Consider the following 19,977-nt stretch of genomic DNA (forward strand, 5'->3'; position numbering starts at 1 on the left):
AATCCCTACGGACAACACGACAGCGCAGCTGTTATATCAATCCTGCCCAGCCTTGGCAAGCAGCCCAAAGACTTAAACTTTTGCCGGACAGCCGAACTAACTTAGCGGCACAAAAAATAGCTGGCAAGTAGCATTTCACTTACCAGCATCAGTTTTATCAATACTTCTTGCGATCCGTCACTATTTTGACGCTACCGGCTGTGCCCCGAAGGCGGGATTTTGCAATGCAATGGCTAAAACATCATCAATTCGTTTAACCGGATGAATTTCCAGATCGGCGATAACATTGTCTGGAATTTCTTCCAAATCACGTTTGTTATCATCTGGGATCAACACAACTTTAATCCCACCACGGTGAGCGGCCAGTAATTTCTCTTTCAAACCACCGATTGGCAATACCAGACCACGTAAGGTAATTTCACCGGTCATCGCCACATCAGCACGCACCGGGTTACCGGTTAAACAAGAAACCAGCGCGGTACACATTGCAATACCGGCACTTGGGCCATCTTTCGGCGTGGCACCTTCAGGCACATGCACATGAATGTCACGTTTTTCGTAGAAATCAGGGTTAATCCCTAATTTATCCGCACGCGCACGCACTACCGTCAGCGCAGCCTGGATGGATTCTTGCATCACTTCACCCAGTGAACCGGTGTAAGTCAGCTTGCCCTTGCCCGGTACACACGCGGTTTCGATGGTCAGCAAATCACCGCCCACTTCTGTCCATGCCAGGCCAGTCACCTGACCGACACGGTTTTCAGTATCAGCACGGCCATAATCGACTTTCTGCACGCCAAGGAAATCTTTCAGGTTGTCACCGTTGATTTCGATGTGTTTAACCGTTTTATCCATCAGCAGATTTTTTACTGCTTTACGACACAGTTTGGAGATTTCACGTTCCAGACTACGCACCCCAGCTTCACGGGTGTAATAACGGATAATGCTCATGATGGCGCTGTCATCGATGGTCAGCTCGCCTTTCTTAATGGCGTTGCGCTCAAATTGTTTTGGCAGCAAATGCTGCTTGGCAATGTTGAGTTTCTCATCTTCGGTATAGCCGGACAGACGAATCACCTCCATACGATCCAGCAACGGTGCTGGAATATTCATGGAGTTAGAGGTCGCAACAAACATCACATCCGACAGATCGTAATCCACTTCCAGATAGTGATCGTTAAACGCCACGTTTTGCTCTGGATCTAATACCTCCAACAAGGCAGACGCCGGATCACCGCGCATATCGGAGGCCATTTTATCGATTTCATCCAACAGGAAGAGTGGGTTTTTCACCCCAACTTTCGCCATTTTCTGGATCAATTTCCCCGGCATCGAGCCAATATAGGTACGACGGTGGCCACGGATTTCCGCTTCATCACGCACACCACCCAGCGCCATACGCACATACTGACGGCCTGTTGCCCGAGCAATAGACTGCCCGAGCGAGGTTTTACCCACCCCTGGAGGCCCAACCAGACACAGGATTGGCCCTTTAATTTTGCTGACCCGGCTCTGGACTGCGAGGTATTCCAATATGCGATCTTTAACGCGTTCCAGACCGTAGTGATCGATATCCAGAACTTCCTGCGCTTTTACCAAGTCTTTTTTAACTTTACTGCGGCTGTTCCACGGCACCTGCAACATCCAATCGATGTAACCACGCACCACGGTAGCTTCCGCCGACATCGGTGACATCATTTTCAGTTTTTGCAGTTCCGCTTCCGTTTTTTCGCGCGCATCTTTCGGCATTTTAGCCGCTTCAATTTTACGCTTCAGCGCTTCATGTTCATCCGGCGTATCGTCCATTTCACCCAGTTCTTTCTGAATGGCTTTCATTTGCTCATTCAGATAGTACTCGCGCTGGCTCTTTTCCATCTGCTTTTTGACACGATTACGAATCCGCTTTTCGACCTGCAACAGATCGATTTCGGATTCCATCATTGCCATCAGATATTCCAGACGCTCGGTGATATCGAACATTTCCAGAACAGCTTGTTTATCATTCAATTTCAATGGCATATGCGCTGCAATAGTATCTGCAAGACGCGCTGCATCATCAATACTGTGCAACGAAGCCAGAACTTCTGGTGGGATCTTTTTGTTCAGTTTGATATAGCCTTCAAACTGATTAATCGCCGTGCGCACCAAGACCTCTTGCTCACGGTCATCCATCACGGGTGCTTCAAGATATTCAGCCTGGGCCGCAAAATGCTCGCCGCTGTCGGAAAGCGTGGTGATACGCGCACGCTGTAGCCCTTCAACCAGCACTTTTACCGTACCATCAGGCAGCTTTAACATTTGTAAAATCGAGGCTACAGTGCCGACTGAAAACAGATCATTGATACCAGGCTCATCCGTCGAGGCTTCTTTCTGCGCAACCAGCATGATTTTTTTATCATGGTCCATTGCCGCTTCCAGGCACCGAATCGACTTCTCCCGGCCAACAAACAGTGGGATCACCATATGCGGATAAACCACCACATCGCGCAGAGGCAATACGGGGATTTCTATGCGTTCGGAACGCTCAGGGTTCATAGAGCTCTCTCTTAGTTTAGCTTCCGCCAGATTACTGGGAATCTCGTGAAACACGAGTCATCACGAGTTTCACTAAATAGGTATTTGAGTATATGGGGACGAATGTCTTACATTCAACGATAACAATGCGAGGAAAAAGAAATGGGGGATAAAATCCCCCATTGTCACACTAACCACCTGGATTATTTGGCTAATTATTCGCCAGAGGCCTGCGCTTCCGGTTGACCGTAAATTAGCATTGGCGCAGATTGACCAGCAATAACTGACTCATCTACCACCACTTTCTCCACACTGTCCATTGACGGTAAGTCGTACATGGTATCGAGCAAGGCACCTTCCACGATAGAGCGCAGGCCACGAGCACCTGTTTTACGCGCCATCGCTTTCTTGGCAATAGCGGTCAACGCTTCATCACGGAACTCAAGCTCAACACCTTCAAGATTGAACAACGCCTGATACTGTTTAGTCAGCGCATTTTTCGGTTCTTTCAGGATCTGAATCAGCGCGTCTTCGCTCAGTTCACTCAAGGTTGCAACCACGGGCAGACGACCAATAAACTCAGGAATCAAACCGAATTTAATTAAGTCTTCTGGTTCAGCCTGGCTCAACAACTCGCCTTCGGTTGCCTTTTCTGACTTGCCTTTTACCGTCGCCCCGAAACCAATACCGGTACCGGTGTTAATGCGCTGGCCGATAACTTTGTCCAGGCCCGCAAAAGCACCACCACAGATAAACAGAATTTTTGAGGTATCAACCTGCAAGAACTCCTGCTGTGGATGCTTACGCCCGCCTTGTGGTGGCACAGCGGCAATCGTCCCTTCAATTAATTTCAACAGAGCCTGTTGCACACCTTCACCTGACACGTCACGGGTGATAGATGGGTTATCAGACTTACGAGAAATCTTATCAATTTCATCGATATAGACGATACCACGTTGCGCTTTCTGCACATCGTAATCACATTTCTGCAATAACTTCTGAATGATGTTTTCAACATCTTCGCCCACGTAACCTGCTTCAGTTAGCGTGGTCGCATCTGCCATTGTAAATGGCACATCCAGGAAGCGAGCTAATGTCTCCGCCAACAGCGTTTTACCACTACCGGTCGGGCCAATCAGCAGAATGTTACTTTTACCCAGCTCGATACCATTACTGGTATCACCGTTACGCAGACGTTTGTAGTGGTTGTACACAGCAACGGCCAGCACTTTCTTCGCCGGTTCTTGCCCGATGACATAATCATCAAGGTGGTGGCGAATTTCGTGCGGCGTTGGCAGCGAGCTACGCTCCCGGTGCGGGGCAACTTCTTTGATCTCTTCGCGAATAATGTCATTGCACAAATCGACACATTCATCGCAGATATACACTGACGGCCCGGCAATTAGCTTACGCACTTCATGCTGGCTTTTGCCGCAGAAAGAGCAATACAGCAGCTTTCCAGAACCGTCTTTGCGCTTATCTGTCATCAGTAAACCTCTTCTTCAGTATCTGCCATACCGGAAACTAGGGTGGCAGTGAGACTATTCTCGCTATTTCTGGACACCACGCTAACGTTCAGCGGGCAGCCGATATATCAGGCAGGCACTCAACACGGTGCAATACAACGGTTCGATTACACGAATTGTTCTATTTCCATTCCACTGTTGTTTACCTACAACGGTTGTTTACCTACAACTATAGTATATCGGCTCACAGAAATAAGTCGTTAGTCACGACGGGTAAACACGGAATCAACTAATCCGTATTCTACAGCCTGCTGCGCAGACAGGAAACGGTCACGTTCCGTATCTCTCTCTATTTCTTCGAGAGATTTGCCCGTGTGATGTGCCATCAGTTCATTCATGCGTGATTTCACTTTCAAAATCTCTTTGGCATGAATTTCAATATCTGTGGCCTGCCCCTGGAAACCACCCAGCGGTTGGTGAATCATGACCCGTGAATTCGGCAAGCAGAAACGTTTACCCTTAGCGCCAGCCGTCAACAGGAATGCCCCCATTGAACACGCCTGCCCCATACAAATCGTGCTCACATCTGGCTTAATGAATTGCATGGTGTCATAAATTGACATCCCGGCAGTGATCACCCCACCAGGTGAGTTGATATACAGGAAGATATCTTTTTCTGGATTTTCCGCTTCCAAAAATAGCATCTGTGCAGTGATCAGGTTGGCCATATGGTCTTCAACCTGGCCGGTCAGGAAAATAATGCGCTCTTTCAACAGACGGGAGAAGATATCGTAAGAACGTTCCCCGCGTGAAGTCTGCTCAACCACCATAGGCACCAGAGCCATGTTAGGTGCAAATTGATCTCGTTCGCCACTGTATGACATTACCGTCTCCTAATAGAATTTACTTTGGCGCCATTCATAACCGATTCTACTTGAGATAAGTAATGATGACTATATTCATGCATCAAGGTCGCGTGCAAGCCGTCTGGTTATCCAGATACATTCGACCGTGGCAATCAGCCAGTGTTTCATCAACACCTTATATGAACGTCTGTTAGGTTAATTGGGGGATTACTCTTCATTTTCAAGCCCCACTGACATCTTTTTAGCCTAATCACGTTTTTTAACCCAACAATGCTCTTTTCAGCCGACCTTCGTTACCTCTGCCGTAATCCCGACGCCCTATAGTTTAATTATCGGTTAAGCACTTCATTCACTTTTCAAATATAGCGCAGATTACTCAGAAACATGCCAGATTAATCATACTATTGAGGGATTATTGTTACTAAAAGAAAAAGCCCGTGACCAGAGGGCTACGGGCTTTTTCAATACACCAGATAGATTATATCCGGTTTGATGCGCTAAAAACTATTACGCCGCCGTGGTCTGATTCATCAGTTCACTAAAGGTCGTTGGTTTTTCAGTGACTTTGGCTTTAGACAGCAGAGTTTCTACCGCTTGTTCTTCCAGAGCAACGTTACGCATATTGTTCATCAGCTCTTTGTTCTTGCTGTAGAACTCAATAACTTCTTGTGGATCTTCATAAGCAGAAGCCATTTCTTCGATCAATGCTTTAACACGATCTTCATCAGCTTTCAGTTCATGCTGGCTGATAACTTCGCCCAGCAACAGACCGACAACAACGCGACGTTTAGCTTGTTCTTCGAACAATTCGCGTGGCAGTTCAGCAGCTTGTTTTTCGTTGCCACCGAAACGCTGTGCAGCCTGACGGCGCAGAACGTCGATCTCACCTTCGATCAGTGCCGCTGGAACGTCGATTTCATTCGCGCTAACTAAACCGTCGATTGCCTGAGTTTTCACACGGTTACGTACTGCGCCTTTCAGCTCACGCTCCATGTTTTTACGTACTTCAGCACGCAGACCGGCAACTGAACCATCAGCAACGCCGAAACGTTTGATGAATTCTTCAGTCAGTTCTGGCAGTTCACGCACTTCAACTTTCTTCAACACGATGTCGAATTTAGCGGATTTACCTTTCAGGTTTTCTGCGTGGTAATCTTCTGGGAAGTTTACGTCGATGGTGAATTCTTCACCGGCTTTGTGGCCGATAACACCTTCTTCGAAGCCTGGGATCATACGACCCTGACCCATTGCCAGTACGAAATCAGTCGCTTTGCCGCCTTCAAACTCTTCACCGTCGATAGAACCGGTGAAATCCAGAGTTGCGCGATCTTCAGCCGTTGCTACAGCGTCAGCTTCTTTCCAGGTAGCTTGTTGCTTGCGCAGCGTTTCCAGCATGGTATCAACGTCAGCGTCATTTACTTCAACAACTGGCTTTTCTACTTCAATGCTTTCCAGATCTTTCAGCTCAACTTCTGGATAGACTTCAAACTCAACGGAATAAGTAAAATCTTCACCCTCTTTGTACTCGCCCGGCACATAGTTAGGTGCGCCAGCTGGGTTGATTTTTTCTTTAATGATCGCATCAACGAAGTTACGTTGCATCAGGGAACCTAAAACGTCCTGGCGAACAGAAGCGCCGTAACGTTGTTCAACGATGTTCATTGGCACATGGCCTTTACGGAAGCCGTCAATTCGAACATTTTTAGCGGCTTTCACTAATTCGCTTTTTACGGCTTTCTCAATGCTGTCAGCAGCAACGGTAATTGTTACACGGCGGCCAAGGCCTTGGGTGGTTTCAACAGAAACTTGCATCTTGTTACCTCAAAAAAATTACAGTGCTCGGTCAACTCCAGAAGCTGCAAACGAAGCACCACCACTCCCCTTTCAGGAATGATGCGAACTCTGAAAACACCTTCTAAGAACCGGGACGGCCGCATTAAACAGAACCGAGTATCCCAGATGTCAGAAGCGTCCCGAAACCATTCCGGAAAAATAAGACGCGACATTATAGCGGTGCGCAGGGTATGAGTCGAGGAAAGCAAGCGAATGTTGTCGCGGTAAAATTCACGCGTGAGTTGATCCCTCGGCTAAAACTCCTGCGGCACACTAATGAAACAACGGTGTCGCCTATACAGAAACACAAACGGCCCTGAGGCCGTTTGCAAAATTCTCATCTACTTAATACCCTAAATTAGGTCAGAATTACTACTGCTATTCACTCTATTTCCGATAAAATGAACAAATTAAGCCAATGTACCTGCACCACGGCAAGACGGCGAGCGAGGTACAGTATCTTGCAACCCCTCCCACTCTTTTTGGGTATAAGTGTGCAATGCCAGCGCATGGACACTGCCCGCCAGTTCATCAGCCAACACACCATAAATCGCACGATGACGGCTTAAAAAGCGTTGATCTTGAAATTTATCGCTGACGATCACTATTTTAAAATGACTTTCAGAACCGGCCGGAACATTGTGGCGATAACTTTCATTAATCACCTCCAGATGATCCGGTTCGAATGCCAATTTTAGTTTTTCTTCAATTTGTTCCCGAATCAAAATCATCTTAACTCTCCTTACTACTGAGGCAAAAAAACTGCCCACGCTACTATTGCAATAGTAGTTGATTTTCGCTGTTTTATAACATTTAAGCTACAAAATATCTTGCACATCTCCACCTTATAGGTGCAGCGCTATGGGGCAAATCCGATAGCCAGTTGAAAGGTTAACTTGTAAGGTCTTTCGCGAGAATGGAAGATGACCGAAGGGAAAACGCTTTTTTGCTGAATTTCTCTCCATCGGGATCTTCCCCCGGCCAATGGCAGTGTTATGATGTTGCAACTGCAAATTCGCAAAATAATATGGCAGCTATCCCGCTCTGTTTATTAAAGAATTCCATAACTATTGAGAAAGTGAACATGCTAAAAAAAATTCTTTTCCCGCTGTTGGCTGTTTTTATACTGGCGGGCTGTGCGGCCAGTAACAACACCTTGAACGTTACCCCGAAAGTGGTCTTGCCACCCCAAGATCCAACGCTGATGGGGGTGACTATCAGCATTAATGGCGCCGATCAGCGCCAGGATTCTGCCTTGGCTAAAGTGAATCGTGATGGCCAACTGGTCGTATTAACACCGTCTCGTGATCTGCGTTTCCTGTTACAAGAAGTGCTCGAAAAGCAAATGACAGCCCGTGGTTATATGATTGGCACTAATGCTCCAGTTGATTTGCAAATTGTGGTAAATCAACTATTTGCCGACGTTCAGGAAGGTAATTTGCGCTACAACATCACCACCAAAGCCGATATTTCTATCACTGCTACGGCGAAAAACGGCAACAAGCAGGTTAAAAACTACCGTGCGTCTTACAACGTTCAGGGCGCATTTACCGCCACTAACGAAAAAATCACCAATGCTGTTAACACGGTGTTGAGCGATGTGATCGCGGATATGGCGCAAGATACCAGTGTCAGTAGCTTTATCAAACAAAACGCCCGTTAATCCTGTGTTCGCTTAATATCATTATTTCGGCTTAACAGAATGCTCTGCTGCGGCCATAGGGCGGAGCATGTAGGTTACCCATGTCCAATCGCTATTCGAACCTTTTTACCCAACGTAATTCACTGGTACTTTTATTGTTGGGGTTTGCTTCGGGCCTTCCCTTAGCTCTGACCGGTGGTACGTTGCAAGCCTGGATGACGGTTGAAAACGTCAGCCTAAAGACCATTGGTATTTTCTCTTTGGTTGGTCAAGCCTACGTCTTTAAGTTCCTCTGGTCCCCGTTGATGGATCGCTACACCCCTTCCTTTCTGGGGCGACGGCGCGGCTGGTTGATCATCAGCCAACTGTTATTAATCGTCGCCATTGTCGCGATGGGCTTTATGGAACCGGCTAAACATTTATGGTGGCTGGCGGCTATTGCGGTGTTGGTCGCGTTCTGTTCTGCATCGCAAGATATTGTTTTTGATGCCTATAAGACCGACTTACTCACGGCAGAAGAACGCGGCACGGGGGCTGCCATATCAGTATTAGGCTACCGGCTGGCGATGTTAGTTTCTGGCGGGTTGGCGCTATGGATTGCCGATCGCTATCTTGGCTGGCAATCCACTTACTGGCTGATGGCTGGTTTAATGTTAATTGGCGTATTCGCCACCATTTTCGCTCCTGAACCCGACCTCCGAATTGCTCCGCCAAAAACGCTGGAAGAGGCAATCGTCGCACCATTACGTGATTTTTTTGGTCGCAACAATGCCTGGTTGATCCTGCTATTGATCGTATTGTACAAAATGGGTGATGCTTTTGCGGCCAGCTTAAGCACCACATTTTTAATCCGTGGCGTTGGTTTTGATGCTGGCGAAGTGGGGCTGGTTAACAAGACTCTGGGGCTGATTGCTACCATTATTGGTGCGTTATATGGCGGCCTGTTAATGCAGCGGCTGAGTTTATTCCGTGCTTTGATGATATTCGGTATTTTGCAGGCAATCTCGAATGTGGGTTATTGGCTGCTATCCATCACTGATAAAAATATCTTATCGATGGGCAGCGCCATCTTCCTGGAAAACCTGTGTGGTGGCATGGGAACTGCCGCTTTTGTCGCCTTGCTGATGACACTGTGTAATAAATCGTTCTCCGCGACACAATTTGCTTTGCTCTCAGCACTCTCGGCTGTGGGGCGAGTTTATGTCGGCCCTATTGCGGGTTGGTTTGTTGAGACTCATGGCTGGCCTCTTTTCTATTTATTCTCAATTGCAGCAGCCATTCCAGGGTTAATACTGCTCTATATCTGTCGCCAAACACTGGAACACACCCAGAAAACGGATGAATTTCTACCTCGAACCGCCTTTAAAAATGCCTACCGTTGGGCGCTGCGCTTCTTAACCATCGGCTGCGCATTACTTGCAGCATGGCTAATTTTGCTTATCACCAATGCACTGGATTGGACTTCTGCAACAGAAGTGGCCGATATCTTGCTATTGCGCGGAATTCAGCTCAGCGTGGTGGGCATGGTGTTAGGCGGGATACTGGATTATCTGGCACTCAGGCGGGAAAAACTCGCGTAATACACCATATTGACAACATAAGGCCGGTACTTGTGCTGGCTTTTTTATACCTGATGAATAAATCTGCCAAATACATCACCAATCAATTATTGAGCCACATCACAAGTTTCAGCAACCCTTGCAAATTATTATTCATAAAACGAGATCTCCATCACTCTGAACTATTTATCCTTTCGTGCTGTGAGACTATGATGAGCGCACTTTTTGTTAAGGACTGTGTCCTTTTGTTTCTTCTGACATCTTTTAACTACACAGAGGCATTTATGCGTAAAATTCTTATCGGTGCGCTCGCACTGACTGCAATCACTTTGGCTCCGGCAGCTCAAGCTGAGTACCAGTGGGGGTTTGGTAATATCAGCATGAACTACCTTGACTGGACCCGCAGCACTACGCATAAATCAGGTGATTCTTCACATAAAGATGACTTCGCCTATATCGAGTTGGAAGGCGGCGCTGGCTTTAGCTGGGGCGAGGTTTACGGTTTCTTTGACCTGGAAAACCCATTCAACTCAAAGACAGCACAACCGGGTGATAATCAACGCTATACCTTCAAAACGACGGGTCGTTACTATTTAGGCGATAGCGGTTTCAACTTGTATGGTCATGTTTACGGCACTTACTCACTGCCCAGCGCTGAAGGCAACAATTACAGCAACTTCCACGAAGTAAATACCCTGTACGGGATCGGCTATAACGCCACCGTCGCTGGCGTGTGGATGAAGCCTTTCGTCGCACTGCACTATGTTGACCAGACTTACTATTCAGGTAACAACGGTTATGTGGTCGGTTGGGTTGCCGGTTATGACTTTACCGCTTTTGAAGAAAAATTCAGTATCACCAACTGGAACGAGCTTGAATTCAACCGTGCAGAGCGTTATGCCGCAGGTAATGGTGGCCGTAATGGGGTAAATGGCGCCATCGCGCTTTGGTGGACACCGGTTAAGCAATTTACTACCGGTATTCAGTATCGTTATGCCTATAACAAATTAGGCGAAGATTTTTTACAAGATGGTATCATTTACTCAATTAAATATAATTTCTAACTGAGTGATTCCGAGGTGCCTATTTATGACGCCTCGGAATTATTTTTAATTAACCCCTGCATCACATATTATTTACAGAAAATAAGCTGACGTCTTAATTTAAAATCAGTATTTACCACGAATAAAAGCGTAATTAACGTTATTTTTCCTTAACATCCACGGTTTCCATACCTGACACTATCGCCAACATATTGTTGCCATTAGTAAATTGTCACGTAGAGTAACATCTGTGACCCCCTTAACATAAAGTGTCAACAAGCCGCTGACACAATCTTAAGCATGTTTACAGTCTTGCAACCTTCCCGTAAAATGCCCGCACACATGAAACGACAATAGAGCCCTTTTGTAATTGAGGTCGTTAGATGAGACTTAAGAAATACATTAAAAATATGGGGATGTTGTCTTTATTAGCCGCCACGGTAATGCTCAGTGGTTGCGATATGGTATTGATGAACCCCAAAGGCGCAATCGGAGTCGAACAGAAAACACTGATACTTACTGCTATCGGTTTGATGCTGATCGTCGTTGTTCCGGTTATTTTTATGGCGTTCGCTTTTGCATGGAAGTTCCGCGCGTCCAACAAAAGTGCGACCTACACCCCAAACTGGTCCCATTCCAACAAAATTGAGCTTGTTGTCTGGGCTGTTCCAATCATTATCATCGCCATTTTGGCAACGATAACCTGGAAAACCTCCCACGAACTTGACCCGTTTAAACCGATTGAAGTGGCCGGTAAAAAACCGATTACCATTGAAGTGGTTTCCCTCGACTGGAAATGGCTATTTATTTATCCAGAACAAGGTATTGCTACAGTAAATGAACTGGCTTTCCCTACTGATGTTCCGGTGAATTTTAAAATCACCTCTAATTCAGTAATGAACTCGTTCTTTATTCCCCAGTTAGGCGGGCAGATTTATGCGATGGCCGGGATGCAAACCAAGCTGCATCTGATTGCCAATGAAGCCGGTAAATACAATGGTATTTCCAGCAGCTTCAGCGGTAAGGGCTTCTCTGGTATGAAATTTACTGCAATCGCAACACCGACGCAGGAAGACTTCAACCAGTGGGTTGCACAAGTGAAAAAATCGCCAAATACCCTGAATACCACTGAGGATTTCAATAAACTGGCTGAACCGAGCGAAAATAACCCGGTTGAGTATTTCTCCAGCGTCAAGCCGGAGATGTTTAAAGGAATCATTGGCAAATTTATGGGCGATATGAACATGCACCAAAAAGGCGATGACATGCATAAAGGCATGGATATGAGTCAGGGCATGGATATGGGCGAACACGCCGCTCACGCCGGAGCCGAGGAATAAACGATGTTGGGAAAATTAACACTTGATGCGGTTCCGCTACACGAACCAATCGTTATGGTTACCGTTGCTGCGATTGTTCTGGGTGGGCTGGGATTAGTCGCCGCTCTGACCTATTTCGGCAAATGGAAATGGTTATGGAGCGAATGGCTGACCTCGGTTGACCATAAAAAAATCGGTATCATGTACATTCTGGTCGCCATGGTCATGCTGTTGCGTGGCTTTGCCGATGCCATCATGATGCGCAGTCAGCAAGCACTTGCTTCTGCTGGTGAGGCAGGCTTCTTGCCGCCTCATCACTATGATCAGATTTTCACCGCTCACGGCGTTATCATGATTTTCTTCATGGCGATGCCTTTCGTAGTGGGCTTGATGAACGTGGTCGTACCGCTACAAATCGGTGCTCGTGACGTTGCCTTCCCGTTCCTGAACTCCCTGAGTTTTTGGTTCTTTGTCGTCGGGGTGGTGTTAATTAACATCTCTCTGGGGGTCGGTGAATTCGCGCAAACCGGTTGGTTGGCCTATCCGCCACTGTCAGGTAAAGAGTACAACCCAGGTGTCGGGGTCGATTACTGGATCTGGAGTCTACAGATTTCGGGTTTAGGTACCTTGCTGACCGGTGTTAACTTCTTCGCCACTATTTTGAAAATGCGTGCGCCAGGCATGTCGATGATGAAGATGCCTGTCTTCACATGGGCGGCACTTTGCACCAACATTTTGATTATCGTATCTTTCCCGATCCTGACTGTGACCGTCGCGTTACTGACGCTGGACCGCTACCTTGGCACCCATTTCTTTACCAATGATATGGGTGGCAACATGATGATGTACATCAACCTGATTTGGGCCTGGGGCCATCCGGAAGTGTACATTCTGGTTCTGCCGGTGTTCGGTGTGTTCTCCGAAGTGACCGCGACCTTCTCCAGAAAACGCTTGTTTGGTTACACCTCTTTAGTGTGGGCCACCATCGCGATTACCGTGCTGTCGTTTATTGTTTGGCTACACCACTTCTTTACTATGGGGTCAGGTGCCAACGTTAACGCCTTCTTCGGTATCGCGACGATGATTATTTCTATCCCAACTGGGGTGAAAATCTTCAACTGGCTGTTTACTATGTACCAAGGCCGTATTCAGCTTAACTCAGCAATGCTGTGGACCATTGGTTTCATCATCACTTTCTCTATCGGTGGGATGACCGGGGTTCTGCTGGCGGTTCCGGGTGCAAACTTCGTGCTGCATAACAGTCTGTTCCTGATTGCGCACTTCCATAACGTGATTATTGGTGGTGTGGTGTTCGGTTGCTTCGCTGGCCTGACTTACTGGTGGCCTAAGTCCTTTGGCTTTACGCTAAACGAGAAATGGGGTATCCGTGCCTTCTGGTTCTGGATTATCGGCTTCTTCGTTGCCTTTATGCCGCTGTACGTACTGGGCTTTATGGGCATGACCCGTCGTTTGAGCCAGGATATCAACCCTGAGTTCCACTCAATGTTGATGGTGGCCGCTGGGGGCGCTGTACTGATTGCTTGCGGTATCTTGTGCCAGGTTATTCAGGTGTTCGTCAGTATTCGTGACCGCGAACAAAATCGTGACCTGACCGGTGACCCGTGGGGTGGCCGTACGCTGGAGTGGTCTACCTCTTCCCCGCCGCCGTTCTATAACTTCGCCGTTGTACCTGAAGTGACTGACCGTGACGAATTCTGGGATATGAAAGAGAAAGGCGAAGCGTACAAACGCCCAGCGAAATACGAAGAAATCCACATGCCGAAGAATACCGGTGCAGGTGTGATTATTGCTGGCTTCAGCTTGATCTTCGGCTTTGCCATGATCTGGTACATCTGGTGGCTGGCCATCGTTGGCTTCGTCGGTATGATTGTGACCTGGATTGTGAAAAGCTTCGACGAGGATGTTGATTACTATGTGCCGGTTGCAGAAGTGGAGCGCATTGAAGATCTTCATCATGAACAAATCAGCAAAGCAGGCGTGAATCATGTCAACTGAAACTCTGACTAACCATAACGTCGCCCATGCAGAGCATGGGCATCACGATGCAGGAGCGACGAAAGTCTTCGGCTTCTGGATCTACCTGATGAGCGACTGTATTTTGTTTGCGACGTTGTTCGCAACTTATGCAGTGCTGGTAAACGGGACAGCTGGCGGCCCTTCAGGCCGGGATATCTTCGACTTGAACTTTGTTCTGGTTGAAACCTTCCTGTTGCTGTTCAGTAGTATTACTTACGGCATCGCGATGCTGGGCATGAACAAAGGCCATAAAAACCAGGTCAACACCTGGTTGGGTCTGACCTTCTTGTTCGGTCTGGGCTTTGTGGCAATGGAAATCTATGAATTCCATCACCTGATTGCTGAAGGCTATGGCCCGGATCGCAGTGCGTTCCTGTCCAGCTTCTTCGCACTGGTTGCCACCCACGGTATTCACGTTACCGCAGGCCTGGTTTGGATCATCATTATGATGATTCAAGTTGCAAAACGCGGCCTGAATGAAACTAACCGTACCCGCCTGATGTGTCTGAGCTTGTTCTGGCACTTCCTGGATGTGGTCTGGATCTGCGTATTCACCGTTGTCTATCTGTTAGGAGCTATGTGATGAGCCATCCAACATCTAGTCATTCAACAACGACTCACGGTGGAGCCAGCCACGGTAGCTTGAAGTCATATCTTATCGGCTTCATTTTGTCGGTCATTCTGACTGTGATTCCATTTGCGATGGTGATGAGCGGTACCGCTTCTCATACCACTATTCTGGCCACGGTGGTCGGTTTAGCTGTAGTGCAGATTATCGTTCACTTAGTGTACTTCCTGCATATGAATGGTAAGTCTGAAGAACGCTGGAATCTGGTGGCGTTCCTGTTCACCGCTATGATTATCGCAATCGTTGTAGTGGGCTCACTCTGGATTATGTACAACCTCAACATCAATATGATGGTTGACTGAAGAGCTGCATGTGATGATTAAGCAATACCTGCAAGTAACTAAACCAGGAATTATTTTCGGCAATTTAATTTCTGTCGTTGGGGGATTTCTCCTCGCTTCCAAAGGCGTGATTGATTACCCCCTTTTTCTCGCCACCCTGTTCGGTGTCTCGTTAGTTGTTGCCTCCGGGTGCGTATTTAACAACTATATCGATCGTGATATCGACCGCATCATGGAGAGAACGAAGAATCGTGTCCTGGTCAAAGGGCTTATTGATCCGAAAGTGAGCCTGATTTACGCATCCGTACTGGGTATTGCTGGCATGTTACTGCTCTACGTGGCTGCCAATCCATTAGCCATGTGGCTGGCAGTCATCGGTTTCGTTATCTACGTTGGGGTTTACAGCCTCTACATGAAACGCAAATCAGTCTACGGTACGTTGATCGGCAGCCTGTCAGGTGCCGCTCCACCAGTGATTGGTTACTGTGCAGTAACCGGTCAGTTCGATATGGGTGCATTGATTTTACTGCTGATTTTCAGCCTGTGGCAGATGCCGCACTCCTACGCCATCGCGATTTTCCGCTTTAAGGATTATCAAGCCGCCAACATTCCGGTGCTGCCGGTGATAAAAGGCATATCGGTCACCAAAAACCATATTACCCTTTATATCTTGGCATTTATGGTCGCCACCTTGATGCTGACCTTAAGTGGCTATGCCGGTTACAAATACCTGGTTGTCGCTGCTGCGGTCAGTGTCTGGTGGTTGGGTATGGCGCTGCGCGGCTACAAAGCGACCAATGACAGCGTTTGGGCGAGAAAACTCTTTGTATTCTCTATCATTGCTATTACGTCATTGAGCGTCATGATGTCGGTTGATTTCAATGTTCCTTCCTCGGCTGGATTACTGACTTACATCGGGTAACACCATTCGTATTGATATTAAAGTGGCTGTCTTATCAGCCACTTTTTATTTCTGCCCTACCCTGCTAAACCGCCCCTGTAATACATTCTAAACATCAATAGATTTACCCACTGGCCCTAACATCATTACAATGGCGCAGAATGTTTTTTTGAGGTGGTAATGAACGACAATAAAATGACCCCGCTAGAGCTTCGGGCAACTTGGGGGCTGGGTACGGTATTCTCTTTGCGTATGCTTGGCATGTTCATGGTTTTGCCGGTTCTCACCACTTATGGTATGGCGCTTTCCGGTGCCAGCGAAGCGCTGATCGGCATTGCAATCGGTATCTACGGGCTGGCCCAGGCCATTTTCCAGATCCCCTTCGGCTTGGTTTCTGACCGCATAGGTCGCAAGCCATTGATCGTCGGTGGCCTGTTAATTTTCGCTCTTGGCAGTGTGATTGCAGCCATGAGTGATTCCATTTGGGGCATCATTCTGGGCCGCGCGCTGCAAGGCTCTGGAGCTATCGCCGCCGCAGTCATGGCGTTGCTGTCTGATTTGACTCGTGAGCAAAACCGAACCAAAGCGATGGCTTTTATTGGCGTAAGCTTCGGCATCACCTTTGCTATCGCAATGGTGCTTGGGCCAATCGTGACTCACGCCTTTGGCCTGCAAGCGCTGTTTTGGGGAATTGCTGTTCTGGCCTTGTTAGGCATCATCATCACTCTGGCAGTGGTGCCGAACGCCGATAACCATGTGCTTAATCGCGAATCCAGTATCGTCAAAGGCAGTGTGAGCAAAGTGCTCAACAACAGCCGGCTACTCAAACTCAATTTTGGCATCATGTGCCTGCACATTTTATTGATGTCGAGCTTCGTGGCTTTGCCACAAATGATGGCAAGTGCAGGATTAGCCCCTGCCCAACACTGGGTTGTCTATCTGGTGACGATGTTGGTTTCCTTCGCCGCCGTGGTGCCGTTTATTATTTATGCTGAAGTTAAACGCCGCATGAAGCAGGTCTTTATGGGCTGCGTCGCCGTGTTGTTTGCCGCCGAAGTTGTATTGTGGTCTGCGGGGCAACAACTGTGGATTATTATTGCAGGTGTACAGCTATTTTTCATTGCTTTCAATGTGATGGAAGCAATTCTCCCCTCATTGATCAGCAAAGAGTCGCCAGCCGGTTATAAAGGGACGGCTATGGGGATTTATTCCACCAGCCAGTTTATTGGTGTGGCTATTGGTGGCAGCTTGGGTGGCTGGCTGTTTGGTATGGAAGGGGCAAGTATGGTATTTGCTGGCGGTGCGGCTATCGCCCTGGTGTGGTTTGGCGTGAGTGCCACCATGCAAGAACCCCCTTATGTCAGTAGCCTGCGAATTACCTTGTCTGAGCTGGCGGTAAAAGACTCGGCTCTGGAGGAGCGAATCAAGGCGCAACCGGGTGTCACGGAAGCAGTCGTGGTGAGAGACGAGCGCAGTGCTTACGTTAAAGTCGATACCAAAAAAACCAATCGTAACCAGCTAGAAGCGCTAGTCAACGCGATATAAACAAAAGCAGGTACAAAAGTGATATAGGCTTTTGTACCTGCCTTAGCTATAAATCAATCGCGGAAGTTATTGAACTGGAACGGCTGGCCCAGATCAGCGCCACGAATCAATGCCATCACGCCCTGCAAGTCATCACGCGCTTTGCCGGTAACCCGAACTTGTTCGCCCTGAATCTGAACCTGAACTTTCAGTTTGCTGTCTTTAATCAGCTTAACCAGCTTTTTAGCCTGCGCACTTTCAATACCTTGCTTTAGTTTGGCGTCCACACTGTAGGTTTTCCCACTGCGCTCCATCTCTTCCGGGATTTCTAATGCAGCACCTTCAATACCACGCTTGCTCAATTGAGCACGTAAGATATCCAACAACTGCTCAACCTGAAAATCAGATTCGCTGACGACTTTGATACTTTCGTTCTTTTCATTTAACTCAAAACTTGCCGGAATATTACGAAAATCCCAACGGTTCGCCAGATCACGGGTGGCGTTTTCAACTGCGTTACGCACTTCCTGCATATCAATTTCAGATACGATGTCGAAAGATGGCATGTTCCCTCCTCCTGATAAGATGAATGGTGAGCATAATAACCGCTTTATCGCCGTAGACAAAGCCAAGCCGTTGATAATGACTTAACTCACGCCATATGGCGGCTAAGCCTACGTTTAATGACTAAAAAGTTTATAATCAAGGCATAATACTTAGAAATAAACCGTGTGTTGTCCGCTGATACCAAGGAGGTCTCAATGATAATTACTGTGCTTGGTTGCGGAGCTCTCGGGCAGTTATGGTTATCCGCGTTATACCAACAAGGCCACGATGTACAAGGCTGGCTTCGCGTACCACGCCCCTTTTGTTCCGTCAATGTCATCACACTCAATGGTGAGGCATTCAATCAGAACCTCCCCACCAATGATCCAGAGCATCTGTGGGAAAGTGATCTCTTGCTGGTGTGCCTAAAAGCGTGGCAGGTGTCCAGCGCGGTCACGGTGCTGCTGCCCAAACTTAACCCTAAATGCAAAATTTTGCTGTTGCATAATGGCATGGGGGCGGATCAAGAATTACCGCGCAATGAGTTCACTATCCTGCAAGGTGTCACCACCCATGCCGCACGTCATGACGGTAACACGATTGTCCATATCGCCAGTGGGATTACTCATATCGGCCCAACCTCACCGACCGCAACCGATATCAGCCATCTGGCCGATGTATTGCATCAGGCGCTACCGGATGTGGCCTGGCATAACGATATCTCAGCGGCCTGTTGGCATAAGCTGGCGGTAAACTGCGTGATTAACCCGCTTACCGGCTTGTATAACTGCCGCAATGGTGACTTGCAGCGTTATCCTGAACTCATTGAAACATTATGTGCTGAAGTGGCCAGTGTGATGGAAATGGAGGGCTACCATACCTCAACAGAAAGCCTGCTCGGCTATGTTAATGATGTTATCCAGAGTACGGCAGATAATATCTCATCACTGCTGCAAGACTTACGCTGTCAGCGGCATACCGAAATCGACTACATTACCGGTTATTTACTGCAACGTGCCCGCCACCACGGCATGGTTTTACCTGAGAATACCCGGTTGTATGACTTAATTAGACGTAAGGAAAATGAGTATGAGCGTATCGGCGCTGGTTTGCCTGGCTCCTGGTAGCGAAGAAACCGAGGCCGTCACCACGATTGATATTCTGGTGCGCGCCGGTATTAAGGTCACGACAGCCAGTGTCGCCAGTGATGGGGCATTAGAAATAGTGTGCTCACGCGGCGTCCGTTTGCTGGCCGATGCCCGACTGGTGGATGTCACGGATCAAGAGTTTGATGTGGTAGTACTACCCGGTGGTATTAAGGGGGCAGAGTGTTTTCGCGACAGCCCTATACTGGTAGAGATGGTACGCCAAACCCATAACGAGGGTCGATTAGTAGCTGCTATTTGTGCCGCCCCCGCTTTAGTGCTTGAGCATCACAAGTTATTCCCGGTTGGCAATATGACCGGTTTTCCGGCATTGAAAGATAAAATTGATCCGACTAAATGGATGAATCAACGCGTTGTTTATGACCGTCGAGTCAATCTGGTTACCAGCCAGGGGCCAGGCACATCCATTGATTTCGCGCTAAAGATTGTTTTTTTACTGCTCGGACGAGAAAAAGCCGCAGAGGTTGCCTGGCAGTTGGTGCTACCGCCAGGGATTTATAACTATACCCTTCGGACTTGAAGCCGCAGGGTTGTTAGCTACGCGCGCTCACCCGAATCACTTACCGTCGTGCGCTCATCGGGATGAGTTTGCTGGCTGCCTACCTGCAACTCCAATTACTTTGGGTATATAATGAATATGATCATAGCAACC

The 19,977-nt window shown here is 47.8% G+C and carries 17 protein-coding genes; 11 read left to right on the forward strand and 6 right to left on the reverse strand.

Translation table 11 applies throughout. The features are described from left to right. Positions 1 to 180: 180 nt before the first annotated feature. From lon to bolA, 5 genes are all read right to left on the reverse strand, one after another. Entirely contained in the window at positions 181 to 2,535 is a 2,355-nt protein-coding gene (gene lon, locus YALDO0001_RS11620; protein ID WP_004703361.1) for an endopeptidase La, read from the reverse strand. A 194-nt stretch (positions 2,536 to 2,729) separates the two neighbouring features. Continuing rightward, positions 2,730 to 4,001 carry an ATP-dependent protease ATP-binding subunit ClpX gene (clpX, locus tag YALDO0001_RS11625; protein WP_004703362.1) on the reverse strand — a complete coding sequence of 424 codons (1,272 nt, stop codon included), beginning with the start codon at positions 3,999 to 4,001 and terminating at the stop codon, positions 2,730 to 2,732. Positions 4,002 to 4,240: 239 nt separating this feature from the next. Then, entirely contained in the window at positions 4,241 to 4,864 is a 624-nt protein-coding gene (gene clpP, locus YALDO0001_RS11630) for an ATP-dependent Clp endopeptidase proteolytic subunit ClpP (protein ID WP_042546635.1), read from the reverse strand. Positions 4,865 to 5,353: 489 nt separating this feature from the next. Further along, positions 5,354 to 6,658: a trigger factor gene (gene tig / locus YALDO0001_RS11635; protein WP_004703366.1), complete on the reverse strand. Its 1,305-nt coding sequence runs from the start codon at positions 6,656 to 6,658 to the stop codon at positions 5,354 to 5,356. Between the two features lie 431 nt (positions 6,659 to 7,089). Further along, on the reverse strand, positions 7,090 to 7,410 hold the full coding sequence (gene bolA / locus YALDO0001_RS11640) for a transcriptional regulator BolA (RefSeq protein ID WP_004703374.1): 321 nt from the start codon (positions 7,408 to 7,410) through the stop codon (positions 7,090 to 7,092). 353 nt (positions 7,411 to 7,763) lie between these two features. On the opposite strand from bolA, the gene YALDO0001_RS11645 reads away from it, so the two are divergent. From YALDO0001_RS11645 to YALDO0001_RS11685, 9 genes are all read left to right on the forward strand, one after another. Further along, positions 7,764 to 8,342 carry a lipoprotein gene (locus tag YALDO0001_RS11645; RefSeq protein WP_042839899.1) on the forward strand — a complete coding sequence of 193 codons (579 nt, stop codon included), beginning with the start codon at positions 7,764 to 7,766 and terminating at the stop codon, positions 8,340 to 8,342. Positions 8,343 to 8,422: 80 nt separating this feature from the next. Continuing rightward, a complete protein-coding gene (gene ampG, locus YALDO0001_RS11650) occupies positions 8,423 to 9,901 on the forward strand; it encodes a muropeptide MFS transporter AmpG (protein ID WP_004703384.1) in 1,479 nt (492 codons plus the stop codon). 263 nt (positions 9,902 to 10,164) lie between these two features. Further along, positions 10,165 to 10,944, forward strand: a complete 780-nt coding sequence (locus YALDO0001_RS11655) for a nucleoside-specific channel-forming Tsx family protein (RefSeq protein ID WP_004703386.1) — start codon at positions 10,165 to 10,167, stop codon at positions 10,942 to 10,944. 362 nt (positions 10,945 to 11,306) lie between these two features. Next, positions 11,307 to 12,263, forward strand: coding sequence for a cytochrome o ubiquinol oxidase subunit II (cyoA, locus tag YALDO0001_RS11660; RefSeq protein WP_004703387.1), 957 nt, complete (start codon positions 11,307 to 11,309; stop codon positions 12,261 to 12,263). Positions 12,264 to 12,266: 3 nt separating this feature from the next. After that, positions 12,267 to 14,258 carry a cytochrome o ubiquinol oxidase subunit I gene (gene cyoB / locus YALDO0001_RS11665; protein WP_004703389.1) on the forward strand — a complete coding sequence of 664 codons (1,992 nt, stop codon included), beginning with the start codon at positions 12,267 to 12,269 and terminating at the stop codon, positions 14,256 to 14,258. Next, entirely contained in the window at positions 14,248 to 14,862 is a 615-nt protein-coding gene (locus YALDO0001_RS11670; RefSeq protein ID WP_005163525.1) for a cytochrome o ubiquinol oxidase subunit III, read from the forward strand. The genes cyoB and YALDO0001_RS11670 overlap by 11 nt, the downstream gene beginning before the upstream one ends. Beyond that, positions 14,862 to 15,209 carry a cytochrome o ubiquinol oxidase subunit IV gene (locus YALDO0001_RS11675; RefSeq protein WP_042839888.1) on the forward strand — a complete coding sequence of 116 codons (348 nt, stop codon included), beginning with the start codon at positions 14,862 to 14,864 and terminating at the stop codon, positions 15,207 to 15,209. The genes YALDO0001_RS11670 and YALDO0001_RS11675 overlap by 1 nt, the downstream gene beginning before the upstream one ends. A gap of 13 nt (positions 15,210 to 15,222) precedes the next feature. Continuing rightward, on the forward strand, positions 15,223 to 16,110 hold the full coding sequence (cyoE, locus tag YALDO0001_RS11680; protein ID WP_004703393.1) for a heme o synthase: 888 nt from the start codon (positions 15,223 to 15,225) through the stop codon (positions 16,108 to 16,110). A gap of 159 nt (positions 16,111 to 16,269) precedes the next feature. Further along, on the forward strand, positions 16,270 to 17,634 hold the full coding sequence (locus tag YALDO0001_RS11685; protein ID WP_004703395.1) for an MFS transporter: 1,365 nt from the start codon (positions 16,270 to 16,272) through the stop codon (positions 17,632 to 17,634). 53 nt (positions 17,635 to 17,687) lie between these two features. Here YALDO0001_RS11685 and YALDO0001_RS11690 read toward each other — a convergent pair whose 3' ends face one another. After that, the gene (locus YALDO0001_RS11690; protein WP_004703396.1) at positions 17,688 to 18,179 is read right to left on the reverse strand and encodes a YajQ family cyclic di-GMP-binding protein; all 492 of its coding nucleotides are present in this window, start codon (positions 18,177 to 18,179) and stop codon (positions 17,688 to 17,690) included. A gap of 195 nt (positions 18,180 to 18,374) precedes the next feature. Between YALDO0001_RS11690 and panE the strand changes: the two genes are divergently transcribed. Both panE and yajL read left to right on the forward strand, forming a co-directional pair. Continuing rightward, the gene (gene panE / locus YALDO0001_RS11695; protein WP_042546642.1) at positions 18,375 to 19,286 is read left to right on the forward strand and encodes a 2-dehydropantoate 2-reductase; all 912 of its coding nucleotides are present in this window, start codon (positions 18,375 to 18,377) and stop codon (positions 19,284 to 19,286) included. Then, on the forward strand, positions 19,249 to 19,845 hold the full coding sequence (gene yajL, locus YALDO0001_RS11700) for a protein deglycase YajL (RefSeq protein ID WP_042839889.1): 597 nt from the start codon (positions 19,249 to 19,251) through the stop codon (positions 19,843 to 19,845). Before panE ends, yajL begins: the two co-directional genes overlap by 38 nt. Positions 19,846 to 19,977: the final 132 nt, after the last annotated feature.

This window comes from Yersinia aldovae ATCC 35236 (assembly GCF_000173735.1).
Taxonomy (GTDB): Bacteria; Pseudomonadota; Gammaproteobacteria; order Enterobacterales; family Enterobacteriaceae; genus Yersinia; species Yersinia aldovae.